The 17,015-nt window shown below is 44.9% G+C and carries 15 protein-coding genes; 9 read left to right on the top strand and 6 right to left on the bottom strand.

The genetic code is table 11. From position 1 onward, the window contains the following. Both CLV59_RS23285 and CLV59_RS23280 read left to right on the top strand, forming a co-directional pair. Nucleotides 1–1,317 carry a MutS-related protein gene (locus CLV59_RS23285; RefSeq protein ID WP_111594554.1) on the top strand — a complete coding sequence of 439 codons (1,317 nt, stop codon included), beginning with the start codon at nt 1–3 and terminating at the stop codon, nt 1,315–1,317. A 30-nt stretch (nt 1,318–1,347) separates the two neighbouring features. Further along, nucleotides 1,348–2,823, top strand: a complete 1,476-nt coding sequence (locus CLV59_RS23280) for a S41 family peptidase (RefSeq protein ID WP_170137896.1) — start codon at nt 1,348–1,350, stop codon at nt 2,821–2,823. A gap of 72 nt (nt 2,824–2,895) precedes the next feature. Here CLV59_RS23280 and CLV59_RS23275 read toward each other — a convergent pair whose 3' ends face one another. Next, nucleotides 2,896–3,303 carry a hypothetical protein gene (locus tag CLV59_RS23275; protein WP_146616286.1) on the bottom strand — a complete coding sequence of 136 codons (408 nt, stop codon included), beginning with the start codon at nt 3,301–3,303 and terminating at the stop codon, nt 2,896–2,898. A gap of 167 nt (nt 3,304–3,470) precedes the next feature. Here CLV59_RS23275 and CLV59_RS23270 point away from each other — a divergent pair, with 167 nt between their 5' ends. Beyond that, entirely contained in the window at nt 3,471–3,815 is a 345-nt protein-coding gene (locus CLV59_RS23270; protein WP_111594469.1) for a hypothetical protein, read from the top strand. A gap of 139 nt (nt 3,816–3,954) precedes the next feature. Here the strand turns inward: CLV59_RS23270 and CLV59_RS23265 are convergent, their stop codons facing one another. From CLV59_RS23265 to CLV59_RS23255, 3 genes are read right to left on the bottom strand one after another with little or no spacing between them, the layout of a single operon-like run. Beyond that, on the bottom strand, nt 3,955–4,827 hold the full coding sequence (locus tag CLV59_RS23265; protein ID WP_111594468.1) for an alpha/beta fold hydrolase: 873 nt from the start codon (nt 4,825–4,827) through the stop codon (nt 3,955–3,957). A 10-nt stretch (nt 4,828–4,837) separates the two neighbouring features. Further along, the gene (locus CLV59_RS23260) at nt 4,838–5,317 is read right to left on the bottom strand and encodes an SRPBCC family protein (protein ID WP_111594467.1); all 480 of its coding nucleotides are present in this window, start codon (nt 5,315–5,317) and stop codon (nt 4,838–4,840) included. Nucleotides 5,318–5,321: 4 nt separating this feature from the next. Then, entirely contained in the window at nt 5,322–5,678 is a 357-nt protein-coding gene (locus CLV59_RS23255) for an ArsR/SmtB family transcription factor (RefSeq protein WP_170137895.1), read from the bottom strand. A 153-nt stretch (nt 5,679–5,831) separates the two neighbouring features. Between CLV59_RS23255 and CLV59_RS23250 the strand changes: the two genes are divergently transcribed. The 3 genes from CLV59_RS23250 (at nt 5,832) to CLV59_RS29010 (ending at nt 7,971) form a co-directional block, all read left to right on the top strand. Continuing rightward, nucleotides 5,832–7,118, top strand: coding sequence for a M24 family metallopeptidase (locus CLV59_RS23250; protein ID WP_170137894.1), 1,287 nt, complete (start codon nt 5,832–5,834; stop codon nt 7,116–7,118). A gap of 13 nt (nt 7,119–7,131) precedes the next feature. Continuing rightward, nucleotides 7,132–7,695: a hypothetical protein gene (locus tag CLV59_RS23245; protein WP_111594465.1), complete on the top strand. Its 564-nt coding sequence runs from the start codon at nt 7,132–7,134 to the stop codon at nt 7,693–7,695. A gap of 105 nt (nt 7,696–7,800) precedes the next feature. Further along, nucleotides 7,801–7,971, top strand: coding sequence for a class I lanthipeptide (locus CLV59_RS29010; RefSeq protein ID WP_170137893.1), 171 nt, complete (start codon nt 7,801–7,803; stop codon nt 7,969–7,971). Between the two features lie 51 nt (nt 7,972–8,022). On the opposite strand, the gene CLV59_RS23240 is transcribed toward CLV59_RS29010, so the two are convergent. Next, nucleotides 8,023–12,747, bottom strand: a complete 4,725-nt coding sequence (locus CLV59_RS23240) for an MBG domain-containing protein (RefSeq protein ID WP_111594464.1) — start codon at nt 12,745–12,747, stop codon at nt 8,023–8,025. Nucleotides 12,748–13,031: 284 nt separating this feature from the next. On the opposite strand from CLV59_RS23240, the gene CLV59_RS23235 reads away from it, so the two are divergent. From CLV59_RS23235 to CLV59_RS23225, 3 genes are all read left to right on the top strand, one after another. Then, nucleotides 13,032–13,445 (top strand): (R)-mandelonitrile lyase, encoded by a 414-nt coding sequence (locus CLV59_RS23235; RefSeq protein WP_111594463.1) that lies wholly within the window; start codon nt 13,032–13,034, stop codon nt 13,443–13,445. Nucleotides 13,446–13,572: 127 nt separating this feature from the next. Further along, nucleotides 13,573–14,517 (top strand): SDR family NAD(P)-dependent oxidoreductase, encoded by a 945-nt coding sequence (locus CLV59_RS23230; protein WP_111594462.1) that lies wholly within the window; start codon nt 13,573–13,575, stop codon nt 14,515–14,517. 139 nt (nt 14,518–14,656) lie between these two features. Next, entirely contained in the window at nt 14,657–15,478 is an 822-nt protein-coding gene (locus CLV59_RS23225) for an alpha/beta fold hydrolase (protein WP_111594461.1), read from the top strand. A gap of 94 nt (nt 15,479–15,572) precedes the next feature. Here the strand turns inward: CLV59_RS23225 and CLV59_RS23220 are convergent, their stop codons facing one another. Next, entirely contained in the window at nt 15,573–17,006 is a 1,434-nt protein-coding gene (locus CLV59_RS23220) for an RtcB family protein (protein WP_245950938.1), read from the bottom strand. Nucleotides 17,007–17,015: the final 9 nt, after the last annotated feature.

The following is a 17,015-nucleotide window of genomic DNA, read 5'->3' as shown; positions in this document are numbered from 1 at the left end:
ATGAGCTTCAATATAGATAAACAGACAGCTGATGAACTGAACCTGATGGGTAAATACCGCAACGGTTCTGTATTTCACCTGTTCAACCAGGTAAAAACAGCCGGTGGACAGCAAGTGCTGGATGAGGCCTTTCGCCATCCGCTGGAAGATGCTGCAGCTATCAATGAAAGAGCGGCTATCTTTCAGGGTTTCCAACAGGCCGGCTTGTCCTTCCCATTCGACGTATCGCAGTTAAGCATGATGCGCGAATACCTGGACGGTAATATCGTCGGCAATACGGCTGTAACGCTGATAGATACGCTGATTAAAAAAGGACTCTCTTCGCTGACCCGCGATGAACGCTATCGTAAGAAAATACAAGGATTACAGGCTACCATCGTTACGCTGAAACGGTGTTACCTGTTTCTCCAAACCCTCACGCCGGCAACGGAGCAATATGCCGCAAAAGTGGCTGCTATCCGCCAAATACTACTGGATAAAGAGGTGGATCAACTAATGAACATAGATATCTATCAGTCGTTATCTGTGAAAACCCTTGCTTTTTATGACCACCTGCTGAAAGGCCGCCTCCAGGAATCAATGGAACAGGTGCTGTCCTTTATTTATGAATTGGATATGTACGTTGCCGTTAGTGAGGTGGCCGGCGCAAAAGGATTCTCCTATGCACAGGCGCTGCCTAAAAACAAAAATATTTTTACTGTAAAAGGACTCCGTCATCCATGCCTGAAAAGCGCAGTAGGTAATGATCTGCACATGCAGGAAGGAAGTAATGTGCTGTTCCTGACCGGAGCAAACATGGCCGGAAAATCCACCCTAATGAAATCGGTAGGTATCTGTACGTACCTGGCGCATATGGGTTTCCCGGTGCCAGCAGACGCCATGACCTTTTCTGTGAGAGAAGGTATTTGTTCCTCCATCAACGTAGCAGATAATATTCATCTGGGATACAGCCATTTTTATGCGGAGGTGGTACGCGTGAAACAAGCCGCCGAAGCCGCCGCCAGCGGAAAGCGATTATTGCTCATGTTTGATGAATTGTTTAAAGGGACAAACGTTAAAGATGCCTATGATGGCACACTGGCGGTAACAGAGGCCTTCGCAGCGTACCAGGACTGCCTGTTTATCGTATCCACACATATCATAGAAGTAGGAGAAGCACTACGAGCCAACAACAATATCCGTTTTGCATTCCTCCCTACCGTGATGGAAGGCTCCCGCCCCCGTTACACGTATCGCTTGCAGGAAGGTATTACGGAAGACAGACAGGGGATGATGATTATTCGCAATGAAGGTATCCTGGAACTGATACGTTCCTGATACCTGTTTAAAATGTCAAAAACAGACCATATGAAAAGATGGATCATTTCCAGTACCGCGCTCCTGATGACACTTTGTAGTGCCCAGGCGCAGGAGAAAAAACTGGCGAACCTGACAAAGGAAGATTTTATCGCCGACTTCAAACTGGCGACCGAAATATTGAAACAACAACATCCGAATCCATATAAATGGATCGACTCTGTCAGCTTCCAACGCAAGGCGGATTCCCTCATGGCAAAGGCTGCGGGCGCCCCGGATGTTATTTCCTGCCTGCAATATTCTCCTATCTACCTGGTAAAAGATGTGCATACAAACCTGAGTGTAAGCAATGATAATACGAAGGAACTGTATAGCATGATTCATCTTTTCCCTTTCCCGGTAGTGATAGAGAAAGGAAAAATATTCGTCAATATAAAAGGGGCAGCTATTCCCTTCGGCGCGGAAATTACCAGCATCAATAATATGCCGGTGAAAGATATCATACAGGCATTGTCGACCCCAGCCTACAGCGATGGCTACATCGCCAGCGGCATGGACCGCCTGTATCCGAATTTCCAGGTGATGTACAGCCTGCTGTCGCCACATGAATCCACTTTTCAAGTGAGTTACATCGCGCCAGGAATTGCGGCTGTGAAAAAAGAAACATTGCCTTTTGCCGCTACTACACAGGCTTTTCATGATAGTCGCATGGCAGTGTTGCCCATCAATCAGCTACAACGCTCCTATGTCATCTACAATGACTACTATGATGAAACGAAAACCGGCGTATTGACGGTGAATACTTTCGGTATTAATGAATCGGATGCTTATAAAGAGTTCAGTGAGTTTTTCCGGGAATTAAACAAACGGAAATATAAGCAGGTGATCATTGATGTGCGTAGCAATGGTGGTGGAAATCCTGCAATATCTGCACTCTTGTATTCTTTTCTGGCAGATAAGCCTTTCCGGAATGTCTACAATTATCGCACGCGTACTATCGGTATCGCCTATCCGGAGTATGCGGTAGCGGATAATGGCAGAAGATTATCAGATGAGGATATTCAGACGCAAAAGAATTTCCTGTACCAGCGCTTTGATAAAGACAGCAATGGTATCTATGTGGGTAATGCCCGGCTGCGTGATGGTTTACTGGAAAACTTTCCGCCGGATAAAGACGCCTTTCATGGCAAAGTGTATGTACTGACGGGCGGAGGAACCGTGTCTGCCGCAACTTATTTTGCTTCGCTGGTACAACAAAATAAACGAGGGATGATTGTAGGTCATGAAACGGGTAGTGGAGAAGCGGCTACTACAGCGGCTTGGTTTATGAAGTATTTATTGCCGCGTACGAAGAGCGTACTTTCTGTGCCTATGTCGGAGTTATATTTCTTCAATGCCACCACTGATAAAGGACATGGCGTGATGCCCGACAATCAGGTGCCTGTCAATAAATTTATTTCGTACATGCAGGCAGGTAAAGATCCGGAAATGAGCTACACCATGGAGCTCATCAGCAATGAGAAATAATTTTAGTGGTCCCGTATAGTTTGACAGGCCATGCAGTTAACTGCATGGCCCTTTTTATATAGACTACTGTTATCAATATGGACAATAGACAATCAGGTATATATTATTGGAAGTAAAGGTTCCATCTGGCATGTAATAATAGGACCATGTTCTGCAGCCAGTTCCGGTACAATTTGGATCAATGTTGGAATTCAACCAGTAAAAGCGACAGTCTGCACTACCAGCCAGAATAGAATATTGTGGATTGTTTATCATTAATGTGGCTACACCGGTTGATCTGTTCAGCATATAAGAGCTAAACATAAATTGTTGATCTGCGGGTAGTACAGGAACGCCTTTCCAGGTGCTGGGGTAGGAGGTATAGGTTTTGGCTTTTTCCTTTGTTAACGGAGCTGCAGCGGGTTGAGACTTATTAGTGTTAACATCCATCCCATAAGTAGTTACAGCGAGCATTACTACCATTAAGAGTTTACTTAGCATAAGGTGGGTTTTTAGCGTGAATTACTAATGTAAAAACTGCCACTGCGGTGATCAGGACAGTTAGGATATTAAATGATGTCCTGTGGTATTATTGCCGTGAAGGAAATTATATTGTCAGGAAGACAACAGGTAATCTGCCTGCATCATTTAACCCAATCTCTAAACGTATGAAAAAGTTATTGATCCTTCTCTTCCTCCTGGTAGCTGCTGTAAGCGTGAAGGCGCAATCCGAATTTTTTTGCAGAACTACCGTGCAAACATCTGTAGACTCCTGGAACTACCGTGTTTGGAAAGAATCTTTCTGGAATGCTCCCGGAACTATTCAGATTAATGTGACCCAGAATTATACTGGTGGAGGTTCTTCCAGTACAGGCTGGCAGCCATTTACAAATGGTATGACTGCCGGCACTGTTGGTTTGGGTACTAGTGCCGTCATTGAAATCAGGATCCTGCATCTGTTGACAGGCGCCGTTCTGTATCAGTTCCCGGTAACAAACGTTTGTTTGCATTGAGAGCAGGGACTGTCAAACGCTTGTTTTGCACGCTTTTCACCTGATTGTTGCCCCTGCCCAGGCGGGCAGGGCAACAAAAAAATCAATAGCAAAATACGGAGGTTGCGGACCTCCGTATTTTGCTATTGATACAATTCCCTTAATTGGTTTTATTAAGGAATTTCTCCATCATAGGAACCACATAAGCGGCTTCTTTCCCATCAGAAGTGGGAGATATTTTTATACCTAAGTATTCCCCATGTCCGCACGGAATAATGGCTAATTCCGAATTTTTGATGAGTCTTTGCATGTAAACGGCATGCTCCGGTGTGATCAGGTCTTTATCCCCGATAATAATGAGTGTAGGGGCTGTAATTGATTTTATCTGTTCATCTGGAATGTCTTTGAAATGCACCATTCTGCTGGCATCTTTGTCATGCATTCTTTTGAGTCCTGCCGGATCTGGATTTACTTTGAGATAAGCCGTTTTCAATTCCTGCGGCATATTATCCAGGGTGGCATGTTCCATAAAGCCCCAAAATGGAGGGGGGACGCCATCCCGTTTGCAGAGTGCTGATCCCAGAATGATCTTATTGACAATTTCAGGATGACGAATAGCTATCTGCATGGTAGTGGTTCCACCATTACTGAAACCCAGGAAATCGGCCTTCTCTATTTTCAGGTTTTTCAGCAATGCGGCTACGTCATCTGCATCCTGTTCAAAGGTGAGTTCTTTTGGTCTGTCACCTGTTCTGCCATGGGATTCCAGTTCCACTGCTATTATTTTTCGACTTTGGGCCAGCATGGGGATGATGGTTTCGAAATTGCTTTGTATGGTAGAACCGCCGCCATGTACCAATACGAGAGGTTGTCCTTCTCCATAAATTTCGTAGTACATATTGATCCCATTGACTTTCGAATAGCCATGTTGTGCGGGTATGGTATCTGTTGTGGTTGGTGTTGCTGATAAGGCGGTCGGGTGAGTGGTGGTGATCATGAGTGTGGCGATTAAATGGATGATTATATTTTTCATGTGATGAATATTAAAGGGTGTTCCGCATTTTTTCCAGCGCTTGGAGCCAGCTAGGGTAGGCGCCTGTACGCTTAGCAATTACCTCGGCAACGGTTTGATGCAAGGTCAATCTGGTTTTCCCATTCTCCTCTTTAAATGTGATGGTTACTACCGTAGCCGCTGGCCATTCGGGATCAAAGCCAATCGTGACAGGGTCTATCTGGTGGCCGTTTTCATCTGCATTAGCGAGGGTGAAAACAAGTTTCTGAAGGGGGATTATCTCCAGATATTCTCCAACGCTCCAGCAATCGCCCATTTTTTCATTATGGATACAGCAATGAAAACGCCCGCCAGGTTTTATATCCAGTTGCTTGAATCGAATGGTACAACCTTCCGGAGCATACCATTTCATTAGTTTTTCGGGGTCTGTCCAGGCGCTGAATACCTTTTCCACGCTGGCGTTGAAGGTTTCCTCAATGAAAACTTCCGATGTACTTACTTGGTTTTCCATATTGTTATTTTTTAGTTTTTTTATGCTTCTTCGGACTTTTAGGCAACAACTCTTCCTGCTCTACAAACTGTTTGAGGGCCGCCATTCTGCCTGTCCATAATTTGTGATATTGTGCCACCCATTCATGCACCTCATTTAGTTTGTCCAGTCTGGCCTCACAGAAGCGCTCTCTGCCCTGTTGCTGAATATTTAAAAGACCGCATTCAGAAAGGATTTTGAGATGTAATGAGATCGCCTGTCTGCTTACATCAAATTTCTCCGCGATGGTGTTCACATTCACTGGCTGTTGTGCGATCATACCAATGATGGCTCTCCTGGTAGGATCGGCTATGGCCTGAAATACGTCTCTGCGTGCTTCCATAATATGCAATCATTTGCTTGCAAATATATGTGCAAGTATTTGCTTGCGCAAATTTATTTTTAAAGGAACTCATCTTTACTTTCAGCGAACTATGCTAAATTCGATGATTGAATGCTTGTTGCTATTACAACAAGGCACATAAAATTATACACCATGTACTTTTCAAAACAAGATATAGATAACAGAAGAGCGCGACTCGCTCCCAAATGGAACGAAGTATTAACCAAAGGGGAAGCGGTGCTGGTATATGCCGGTGCGCCTATTCAGAAGCCGGGCGGACTTGATAATACTTATACTTATTTGCCGCATCCGTCCTACTATTGGCTTACAGGCAGACGCAGAGAGGAAGAAGTTATCTTATATAGTGTTGATACCGGTTGGATAGAATTTCAAAAGGTATTGGGTAAGGAAACCGCTTTCTGGGAAGGAGAGAAACAGGATGTATTAGTGGATACTCCCGGCAAATCTCTCGTGGACCTGGACGCTTTCCTTAAACAATTTACGACCGTTTATAAATTAGGACAGACATCGGATTACAAAAAGGAAGGAAAGGCTTTCACGCTGAACACCTTACTGGATCAGACACGCAGAGTGAAAGATGATGCGGAGATCAAATTGATCCGCCACATTGCAGACATTGCGGTACATGGTTATAAGAAGATCGCTGAAGTACTCCGTCCGGGAATAACAGAAAGGGACATTCAAATTGCATATGAAGCGGAAATCTTCCGTAATGGCGCGCATACAACTCCTTATGATTCTATCGTAGGCTCCGGACCAAACGCCGCTATCCTGCATTTCGCGCCGTCTCAGCGCGTGGTAGGAGAGCAGGAGCTTGTGTTGGTAGATGCGGGAGCCGATATATACGATTACTGCGTAGATATTACCAGAACATTTATTTCTTCCGGTGAGATGGAGAGTCGTCAGAAAGCATTGTACCAACTGGTGAAATTAGTACAGGACTCCTGCACGAAGATGACCAAACCCGGCGTTTACTGGCGGGATGTTCACAATAAAGCCGCAGCCCTGTTTACCGAAGGGTTACTCCATTTAGGAATTCTGAAAGGAAATCTCAGTGATCTGATTGCACAGGAAGTGGTCTATATGTTCTTCCCGCATGGACTGGGTCACCTGGTAGGCCTACGTGTACGCGATACCGGACAGGAAGAAAATCTACATCCTAAAACTTATTTCGGCGCGCGCCTGCGCGTGGATATACAACTGGAACCAGGACATCTGATCACCATGGAACCAGGTATGTATTTCATCAAACCATTACTGGAAGATGAAGACAATAAAAAGAAATTCAAAGAATGTATTAACTGGGAGGAGCTGAACCACTGGATGAATATTGGTGGGGTACGCATTGAAGATAATCTCCTGCTCACCGATTCCGGCAATGATAATCTGACAGCCGCTATCCCTAAAATAAGCATATAACGTATATCTTGCTATGAACGAAAAATTGGAACAGTTTACCAGTATTCTGAATGCCTACAATACAATCTATAAAAACTCCGCCGGTGCAGATGATTGGTTTTCGAAGCAAAAAACCGTAGCGGAGAAGGTGAAAAAAGACCTGGAATGGAATCTGTTAAATGATGAACAGAAGCGGGAATTCCGACTACAGAAGGTCATGCACCTGCTCAATTTTATGGAAAAGCATAATGAAGACCTGGATAGACTGAAGTATGAACAACTGCTCTGTATTTGGGATGAGCAGTTATATGCTACCATCGATAAACTGGCGGCGCTCCTTCAGTCAGAAACCGATCCTGCCGAACAGGAATCGTTATTCAGACTACATGCGATGTTCCTCGTAGAGAAGCATTTGATAAATGCAGAAAGAGAGTTTGTGCTGAAGCCCATACACAATGATTATTATGTCATGATGGACGTCATGGATTGGTTCCAGAAAAGTAAATATGCAGAAAAATTAGGCGTGGCTAACCTCCGCCAATTATTTCATGATATGTACCGTCATTGGGAAAGACGTCCATATAAGGAAATTGAATAGGAGTTACGGTATGCGCTATAAATCCCATTTTTACGGGATAACTCGTACCTGCAATTAGTGGTAATTTAACAGGGACATTGATTTTTAACTTTCAACAGCACGACTATGAAAAAGAAAATTCAATTACCTAAACTGGCGCTAAACAAGAAGATTGTGGCTCGCCTGACCGCTGGACCATCTTTAATGCAAGGCGGCAAATTTATCACTGATCCAACAACAGAGAATCCTTGTGATCCTGTTCCCAGCATGGTGCTTTGCACGCGTAAATCTTGTTAGTTTACAAAAGAAAAGGCCTTAAAAATATTTCATTTTTAAGGCCTTTTCTTTTTATCTTACTAGTGTTACCGTTCCGGATTGTTGTATTGTTTTTCCTTCCCTGGAAACTGCTTCCGCAATCCATATATAAGTCGCCAACGGTTGAATTAATCCTTTGAAACGACCGTCCCATCCCACTCTTTCGTTATTCGTTTCAAATAGCAACTGCCCCGATCTGCTGTAGATCCTAAAATATTTAAGCTGCTGCATCCCTCTGAGATTGACATGGAGGATGTCATTCTTACCATCGCCATTAGGAGTAAACGCATTCCCTACAAGAATGGCTGTATAAGGAATAGCTACCACTGTTAGCGTATCCACTGTGACGCAACCAGCTGCCGTTTCCATTTTAATGAGGTATTCCAGGCTTCGCTCCGGGGTTACAACAGGTTGCTGACTGGTCCAGTTATCCAAATTGCTGGATGGCGACCAGTTGTAGCGTACACCTGCAATCCTACGTGCTTTTAATGGTGTAGGGTAACCAATCGGCGTAGTTACTTTCGGTAGCCTTTCATTGGGAACGGTAGGTTTGATATCCACCTGCTTCGTAATGGTAGTGGCTAGTTCCGGACAGGTTTCCGGAATGATCGTTAAGGATACGTCATAGATGCCTGTCTGCGGGTACGAGAAGGACGCATCTGTCCCATTACTTTGCATGCCTGTTCCGGCATCCCAGGTATAAGAGACATTCCCGCTTTGGGATATATCCGATCTATTGGTATAGAATACCGGTTTTTCCAGACAGGACATATTATAAATGAAATCAGGTTTGGGCGCCAGTAACCGGCTAAGCGTGATACTATTGGATACGGGCGCTATACAGCCATTCAAATCTGTGGCGATTGCAGTATAAACTCCTGGCTCATCGGCTTGCAGGTTAGTACCGTTTATGCCAGGAATAACCTTGTTGTCTAATGTCCATTCCATATGATAATTCCCACTGGCTATCAGTAAAGAGCTGGCATCAGGGCCGCATAATGTAGTAGCAGATGCGGAGATCGTTGCTACCGGAGATGGATATACGGTGAGCGTACCATTTTTATATGTGATTTGATAGTTGGAGGAACCAGCTCCGGATACCTGGATAGGATAAGCGCCGGCAGCAGATGTTTGTCCGGCACTCGTACTGATGTTTGCACCAGGTGTTAATACCAGCGCTGTCTCTCCGTTTACAAACCCGGTATAATTCAATGTCAGTGCTGGATTGGCGAGGCCTTCACATTTGTGGGCATTATCTGCTTCAATCGTGAGCGGAGCCGGAGAAATAGTGAGAATACCATTTTGATAACTGATCGTATAGTCGTTACTGTTTAATCCGGAAGGCGTGATGGTATACCCTGTTCCCGCATTGATAGCGCCCTGAGAAGATCCGCCATAGGAAAGGATACCCGATAATACAGCAGCAGATTCTCCATTTACAAGCCCGGTATACGTAACATTATTGCCGCCCGTATAGGCTAAACCGTTATATGTTTTAGTTGCATTTATGGCAGTAATTATTAGAGGCGCTTTATTGATATTCAGTGTGCCGTTTTTATAATCGATGTCGTAATTAGTAGCAGTAAGATTACCGGGTGTAATGACATAACTGCCTGCATGGATGGCCCCTTGAGCGGTTCCGGTAAAAGAAAGTGTTCCGCCCAGTTGGGTTTTATCTTCATGGTTGACAAAACCCGCATATGTTACATCATTTCCTCCTGTATAGGCAATACCATCATAGGTTTTGCTGGCATCATTGGCAGTGATGGTAAGTCCAGCTTTATGGATGGTCAGGTTGCCATTGGCAAATGCAATATCGTAATTGTTGGAAGTCAGTCCGGCAGGAGTGATATTGTAACCATTACCGGCCGTAACAGCCAATTGTGCGGAGCCGGTATAACTTAAAGTACCGGAGAGTACAGACTCGTCTTCACCGGCAACAAATGGGGAATAGGTGATGCCATTACCGCCATTGTAAGGGATACCATCATATGTTTTTACATCATCGTTGGCAGTTATTTTTAATGCAGCCTTTTGGATGGTCAGGGTACCGTTTTTATAATCCATCGTATAGTTGTCAGCGCTAAGACCTGCTGGGATGATGGGATATGTTCCTGCATTCATGGCTGCTATGGCGGCTCCACTAAATGTAGGCGTACCACTGATCACCGATTCATCTTCTCCATTGACAAAACTACCATAGCCCACAGTATACCCGCCACTGTAGCTGGTTTTATCGTATGTTTTGCTGGCGTCAGCGGCAGTAACTGTTAATATTGCTTTGTTAATAGTGAGCTCCCCGGGATCATAAGCAATAGTATAGTTGTTGGAACTGAGTCCTGCCGGAATAATGGTGTATAATCCGGCATTTACTGCTCCTGGCGCTGTACCTCCAAAGGTGAGCGTACCGGTAAGTGCAGTTGGATCATCACTGCCGGCGAAAGTGCTATAAGTTACGTCGAAATTGCTGTATGGGCTACCATCATAAGTTTTGCTGGCATTTTTCGCTGTGATGGTTAATGCTGCTTTGGTGATACTCAGCGTTCCTGTGACATACTGAATAGTGTAGTTGCTGGCGGCCAATCCTCCTGGTGCAATGGGGTATCCTCCTGCGTTGACAGCGCCTTGTGAAGTACCTGCATAGGTCAATGTTCCTGTCAGCAGGCTTTCATCTTCCCCTCCAACGAAGCCGCTGTAGTCTACGCCACCGCCACCGCTATAGGCACTGCCATTGTAAGGGGTAGTAACATCTTTGGCTGTAATGCTCAGCACTTTTTTCTTAATGGTGAGTGTACCGTTGGAGTAACTGATCGTGTAGTTATCTGAACTGAGTCCTGATGGTACAATATTATAGGTACCCACATTTACAGCTAGTATAGCATTTCCGCCGAAAGTGAGGGTCCCTGTAAGTGCCGTTTCGTTCTCGCCCGTCGCGAACCCGCTATAGGTAACGCTATAACCTCCACTGTAGACAGCTCCGTCGTATGTTTTGTTGGCATCGTCCGCCACAACGGTAAGCGGGGCTTGATTGATGGTGAGGGTAATGGTGCTGGATGTCCCGATATAGGTGCCATTTCCTGCTTGGGAAATAGTGATCTGTACAGTTCCTGCTTTCTTAATTTTTATCTTCCACTTATTATCTGTGGCATCCAAAAATCCTTCTGCGATAGTATTGTCGGCAGATGAATATGTGAGTGGTAGCCCGGAACTGGCAGTAGCTCCCGATTCAAAGGCTGCATCTCCATATGTTTTGGTGATGTTGCTGGCGGTAATAGTCTGTGATTGCAGCGGAACTTCATAAGCGCCAATATCTATAGTGCCGCCATTTGCAAATCCTGATACCCTGCTGTTGCCTGCCAAATCTATGCTGGAACCATTCAGATTGGGGAAGAAGGTGTTGTTTCCTTTATTGATGAGTGGACTGGCATTATTCACCTGGAAGTTGCCCGCAGTAGTAGGAGCAAGCGAAGTACTAGGTACGGATATGAACTGGGGAAAAGTAGCGCCATCCAGGTTATTGTTTGCCGGGTCAGCAGGTCTGCCCTGAATGAGCGAGTGCTTAATATCCAGTGAGAGTCCCGTTCCTGTTTGGAAGCCATAATCGTTTCCCCACATTACGGTGTTATAAATAGCCCCAATAGTACCATTACTATTTCCAATAGTGAATCCGCCATTTTGTCCATTAGCTACTATCGTATTATTGATGAGTTGATAATTACCGGTAAGGAAATAATAGGCGGCCGCTGAACCTGTTGCGAAATTTCCAGTGACAAGTATATTAGTAAATTGCTGTTTACCAAGTAAAAAATAAGCGCCAGCCCCAAGCCCGCCGACCATATTACCCTGTATTTTCAGGTTGCTGGCAGTAGTATTTGAATTGATAGCATAGATTCCGCCTCCGTTAACATTGGAGGTATTTTCACTGATCGAGCCACCAGTAATATTGAGCGAAACGACCGCGTTTGCATAGATACCGGCTCCACTTGAATTACTCTTATTTCTTGAAACTATCAGGTTTTTATTTGTACTGTTACTCAGATAAATGCACATGCCGCCTCCCAAGTTAGCAGTATTATTGCTAATGATACAATCTTCTGTATATAGATCGCTATCGTAAATAGACATGATACCACCTCCATATTGGGAACTTTTATTATTTGTAATGGAAACGTTTCTGCAGATAAGGTGAGTATTGTTCTGGATTTCAATACCTCCGCCATAGGAACTATTAACATAGAAACCATCTACTATTATCGAAGTGGTTTGATTGGCATTTCCCTCTGTAATAGTGAGGCCATCCAGGGTTGTATTGCCATTTAAATTCACTCCCAGCATAACATGATAGGCATTATCTGCATCTGTGGTGATATTGCCAATATTTCCGCTTAAAGTTGTTGTATTGGCGACAATACTCAAATCTCTGCCAGCCAAACTGGTTTCAGTACCGGCAAACCCTCCATATATCGCAACATCTTTAACTAATGAGAACGTGAAGGTGCGCGGATCTGAGCTGTTGTCTGCACTAAACAACGGGTAATAAGTACCGCCAGCTACCCAGATTTCTTTCACTCCACTGCCAGTTACAGCCGCCGTCTGGAGGGCATACGCTAGCTCGCCTAAGGCATCGTTCCATCCACTTCCTGATCCGGATGAACCCTTCTTAACATATAAAACACCATTTCCATCCGGTCCATATGCATACAGAGATGAATGGTTAGTAAGTAGGACAATTGCAAAAAATAATAAAAATCGTTTCATTGAATTAGGTAAGGGATCTGTACTGGGATTAATTGACTTCCGCAACAAATTGCTATGTTATTCATTATGAATGAATAAGTATATCTCAGATGGAAGCATCGGTATAGGTATTCTAATTTAGAGATCTTCAGGCCACTGTCCAGGCCCAGGCAATTACGCGCGCAAATATATGAAATTTGTTGGATGTATAATAATGCGCTTTTCATCATAAGGATGTTTTGCTGATTAGAACCTAATGCAGTTCACGGCTGTTTATTAGTTACATCAATTAAAAATTTATTGCAATGACGACGCTACATCCTACCTCTATTTTCACCAAAGGAGAAAAATTAAGCAGCGACTATTTCACCGGGAATGCTTTCCTGACCTCACTTTTGGCCAGGGATAAGAACAACAATTTTGCGATGGGAAGCGTCACCTTTGAGCCTAAGGCCAGAACCCACTGGCATACCCATCCTAAAGGCCAGATCCTGGTGGTAATAGAAGGGGAGGGCCTATATCAGGAAAAAGGGCAGCCAGCCCGGTCCATCAAAAAAGGAGATGTAATCAGTATCCCTGAAAAAGTGGAACACTGGCATGGCGCCTCCGCCTACAACAAAATGATACATATCGCTATCACCAATTATGAAGGAGAACAGAACGTCGTATGGCTGGAGCCGGTATCTGAGGCTGATTATAATGCAGCGAATAAAAAATAACGAACAATAAATAATTCTCTAACTTTCAAGCGTATATGAAATACCTTATTTCATCGTATACTCCTTTGCGTTATAAATAATGCGATCTCGTTTTTGTTAGATAGACACACCTTAACTTTGCTTCCATATGAAAACTATGCAAGCCCCCATTTCTTCCCCATTCAATGCCCATAGTACCACTACCGAAATAGCTGCAGAACATGACCTTCATGGGAAAACGGTCGTTGTTACCGGCGGTAATTCCGGTATCGGCTTTGAAACCGTTAAAACATTGGCGGGTATTGGCGCTAAAGTAATCGTTGGCGCAAGGGATATCTCCAAAGTACAAGATAAATTATCCGCGCTCCCGAATGTATCCTTCATTCCCCTCGACCTGGCCGATCCAGCTTCCGTAGATAGTTTCGCAGAACAGTTCTTCCTCGAACAGGATACGTTACACCTGCTCTTCAATAACGCCGGCATTTTCCGGCCACCTCAGTTTCTAACAGATAAACGCGGTTATGAAATCCAGTTCGGCGTTAATCATCTCGGACATTTCCAGTTGACAGGCCTCCTATGGCCGGCCTTGAAGAAAGCAGGGAAAGCAAGAGTGATTGTACTTTCATCCGTTGGACATCGCCGCATGGATGTGCAATTGGATGATTTGAATTTTGAGAGACAAGGATTCGATACCATGAAAGCCTACGGTCAGTCGAAAACTGCGAATATTCTATTTGCCGTTGAACTGAACCGGCTCGGCAATCCTTTTGGCATCAGCGCTTTTGCGGTCCATCCCGGCGCGATTCAAACAGATATCTTTCGCTATATGTCGGCTGCAGAAGTGAAAGCATGGTCGGATCAGGTGAAACAGTTCAAGACGCCGGAACAAGGCGCCGCTACCGCTGTTTGGTGTGCCCTCAGCGAACAACTGGAGGATATGGGTGGCGTCTATTGTGAGGACTGCAATATAGCGGAATTGCTACCGGATGATTCCCCTGCGCCCTATGGCGTGCGTGCATTCGCACTGGATACTGAAAAAGCAAGATCATTATGGGTGCTAAGTGAGCAAATCACCGGACACCAATGGCCATAATCCAGTCTGTATGCCTGTTTTCCGGTGAATGAACAAGATCAACAGATGGCGTGTTAAAATGATCCCATGAACGCACACTGCTAAATGGCGAAAGTGCGGTCGTTTATTTTCGCTTCATTCACACATAAACTCCTGGAAAATGAGCACAATCAAACTAAAGGATGGTACCGAAATCTATTATAAAGACTGGGGTACCGGTAAACCGTTATTCTTTCATCATGGCTGGCCCTTATCCAGCGACGACTGGGATGCACAAATGTCCTTCTTCCTCCAGCAAGGCTACAGAGTTATTGCGCACGACAGACGGGGACATGGCAGATCCAGTCAAACGGCTTCCGGTCATGATATGGATACCTACGCCGCAGATGTAGCTGAACTGACAGCGGCATTGGATTTGAAAGACGCAGTGCATATAGGACATTCTACAGGTGGTGGAGAAGTAATCCGTTACGCCGCCAAATATGGCAAAGGCAGAGTAGCCAAGGCGGTGTTAATTAGTGCTGTGACACCCATAATGGTACAGAGTCCTTCCAATCCGGATGGCGTACCCATGTCGATATTTGATGATATTCGTAAAGGAACCGCCTATAATCGCTCCCAGTACTTCCAGGATTTTACGATTCCTTTTTATGGCTACAACCGCGATGGTGCAAAAGTATCCCAGGGGGTAAGAGATAATTGGTGGAGACAAGGAATGATGGGTGCTGTGAAAGCCCATTATGACTGTATCAAAGCCTTCTCTGAAACGGATTTCACAGGAGATTTAAAAAGTGTGGAAATGCCTGTATTGGTGCTGCATGGAGAAGATGACCAAATTGTTCCATTTCCTATTACCGGACAAAAAGCAGTAAAACTGCTAAAGAATGGAAAATTGATTTCCTATCCAGGCTTCCCTCATGGCATGCCTACTACGGAAGCTGAAACAATTAACGAAGACTTGCTGGCATTCATCCAATCCTGACTGATGCGTTGTGAAACGCTGTTGACTGGATTAGTACGCATCTCCCGAAATAACTATAAAAACAAATATCCCACCTACCAGGTGGGATATTTGTTTAATCTTCTCTACTTCCATCATCTGCCATTCGCACCATTTTAGGTGAAAACTGCGCAACGATGTCTACCAGATCAGTTTGTGCCTGCATTACGGCGAAGATATCTTTATAAGCGATGGGCGCTTCATCTCGGCCTCCGCCCAGCAAAGTCACGTCTGCTTTATCCAGCAATGCCTGAAACCCTTTGGTATCAATGGATTTCGTCGCCTGTGTTCTACTCATTTGTCGGCCTGCACCATGTGAGGCAGAGTTTATGGCAGCCGTAGCGCCGTTACCACGTACCAGGAAACCTGCTGCTGTCATAGATCCCGGAATAATCCCCATCACGCCTTTCCCAGCAGGAGTGGCTCCTTTACGGTGTACAATCACCTCTTCGCCATTCAGTTGTTCTTTCCAGGCGAAGTTATGGTGGTTCTCCACCCGTGCCAATACCTGTGCGCCTAAGGCAACAGTGATTTTTTGGTGTATCACCTCATGACATGCCGAGGCATAGTCGCCCGCCAGATTCATGGCCAGCCAGTAATCATTCCCTTCCTGTGTATTCAGGTCCAGGTAAGCCAAGTTGCTGGCTTCATATGGCAGCTTACAAATATTTTTGGCCAACTGCGTATAGTGACCGGCAATAGTGGCGCCAAAGCCTCGGGAACCGGAATGTGTCAGTAATGCGAGGTAGGCGCCTTTGGCAATACCCAATGGAGCATCGTTTTCGGCGAATTCCAATATCCCGAATTCCACGAAGTGGTTTCCACCTCCGGAACTTCCCAACTGCTGCCATGCTTTATCTTTCAGGTCTGCAATGAAGGCATTCTCCTGGAACAGTTTATTTTCCAATACGGCGTGGTCTGTTCTGTCCAATAATCTGAATCCATGGCCTGCGCCGAATACAGAGTTGTTCATGATGACATCTTTGTACAGTTCCTTGTTTTGCTCGAAATGAGCGACAGGAATATCAAATACGGTCAATGCCATTCTACACCCAATATCCACGCCTACGCCATAAGGGATAATCGCATTTTTCGTAGCCAGTACGCCGCCAATGGGCAGTCCGTAACCCTGATGCGCATCCGGCATCAAAGCGCCTGCCACAGTTACCGGCAATTGCATCGCGATATTCATCTGCTTTAATGCGCCAGCTTCAATCTGCTCTTTTCCGTAAATAGCGTAAGGCTCCGCTTTTTTCTTTAACGGAATGGTGTTGTTCAATGCGCGTTCTTCCGCATCTTCTATCAGGGATTTCGCCAGTTTAGCGAAAATTTTATGATCCAGGTAAGCAGTAGGGTCTTGCAACACTGCGGCATAAAAGGTCATCATTTCGTTACGGTTCAAACCATGACGTTTTTGGTTTATTCGCAAAGCTACGCCTAATGCCGGGCTGGGAATATATCCTATTGCTATTAAGTCGTCGCCATTTATTCTCATTGCTTTTGTTTCCATTTCTTTGAA

It is taken from the genome of Chitinophaga dinghuensis, assembly GCF_003259435.1.
Taxonomy (GTDB): Bacteria; Bacteroidota; Bacteroidia; order Chitinophagales; family Chitinophagaceae; genus Chitinophaga; species Chitinophaga dinghuensis.
The sequence above is the reverse complement of the archived record's forward strand: the minus strand, read 5'-3'. Positions and strand labels throughout refer to the sequence as shown.

What these genes read in the sequence shown, in the direction of transcription:
- CLV59_RS23285 (WP_111594554.1), top strand. Translation starts at nt 1, where the DNA reads ATGAGCTTCAATATAGATAAACAGACAGCTGATGAACTGAACCTGATG.
- CLV59_RS23280 (WP_170137896.1), top strand. Translation starts at nt 1,348, where the DNA reads ATGAAAAGATGGATCATTTCCAGTACCGCGCTCCTGATGACACTTTGT.
- CLV59_RS23275 (WP_146616286.1), bottom strand. Translation starts at nt 3,303, where the DNA reads ATGCTAAGTAAACTCTTAATGGTAGTAATGCTCGCTGTAACTACTTAT.
- CLV59_RS23270 (WP_111594469.1), top strand. Translation starts at nt 3,471, where the DNA reads ATGAAAAAGTTATTGATCCTTCTCTTCCTCCTGGTAGCTGCTGTAAGC.
- CLV59_RS23265 (WP_111594468.1), bottom strand. Translation starts at nt 4,827, where the DNA reads ATGAAAAATATAATCATCCATTTAATCGCCACACTCATGATCACCACC.
- CLV59_RS23260 (WP_111594467.1), bottom strand. Translation starts at nt 5,317, where the DNA reads ATGGAAAACCAAGTAAGTACATCGGAAGTTTTCATTGAGGAAACCTTC.
- CLV59_RS23255 (WP_170137895.1), bottom strand. Translation starts at nt 5,678, where the DNA reads ATGGAAGCACGCAGAGACGTATTTCAGGCCATAGCCGATCCTACCAGG.
- CLV59_RS23250 (WP_170137894.1), top strand. Translation starts at nt 5,832, where the DNA reads ATGTACTTTTCAAAACAAGATATAGATAACAGAAGAGCGCGACTCGCT.
- CLV59_RS23245 (WP_111594465.1), top strand. Translation starts at nt 7,132, where the DNA reads ATGAACGAAAAATTGGAACAGTTTACCAGTATTCTGAATGCCTACAAT.
- CLV59_RS29010 (WP_170137893.1), top strand. Translation starts at nt 7,801, where the DNA reads ATGAAAAAGAAAATTCAATTACCTAAACTGGCGCTAAACAAGAAGATT.
- CLV59_RS23240 (WP_111594464.1), bottom strand. Translation starts at nt 12,747, where the DNA reads ATGAAACGATTTTTATTATTTTTTGCAATTGTCCTACTTACTAACCAT.
- CLV59_RS23235 (WP_111594463.1), top strand. Translation starts at nt 13,032, where the DNA reads ATGACGACGCTACATCCTACCTCTATTTTCACCAAAGGAGAAAAATTA.
- CLV59_RS23230 (WP_111594462.1), top strand. Translation starts at nt 13,573, where the DNA reads ATGAAAACTATGCAAGCCCCCATTTCTTCCCCATTCAATGCCCATAGT.
- CLV59_RS23225 (WP_111594461.1), top strand. Translation starts at nt 14,657, where the DNA reads ATGAGCACAATCAAACTAAAGGATGGTACCGAAATCTATTATAAAGAC.
- CLV59_RS23220 (WP_245950938.1), bottom strand. Translation starts at nt 17,006, where the DNA reads ATGGAAACAAAAGCAATGAGAATAAATGGCGACGACTTAATAGCAATA.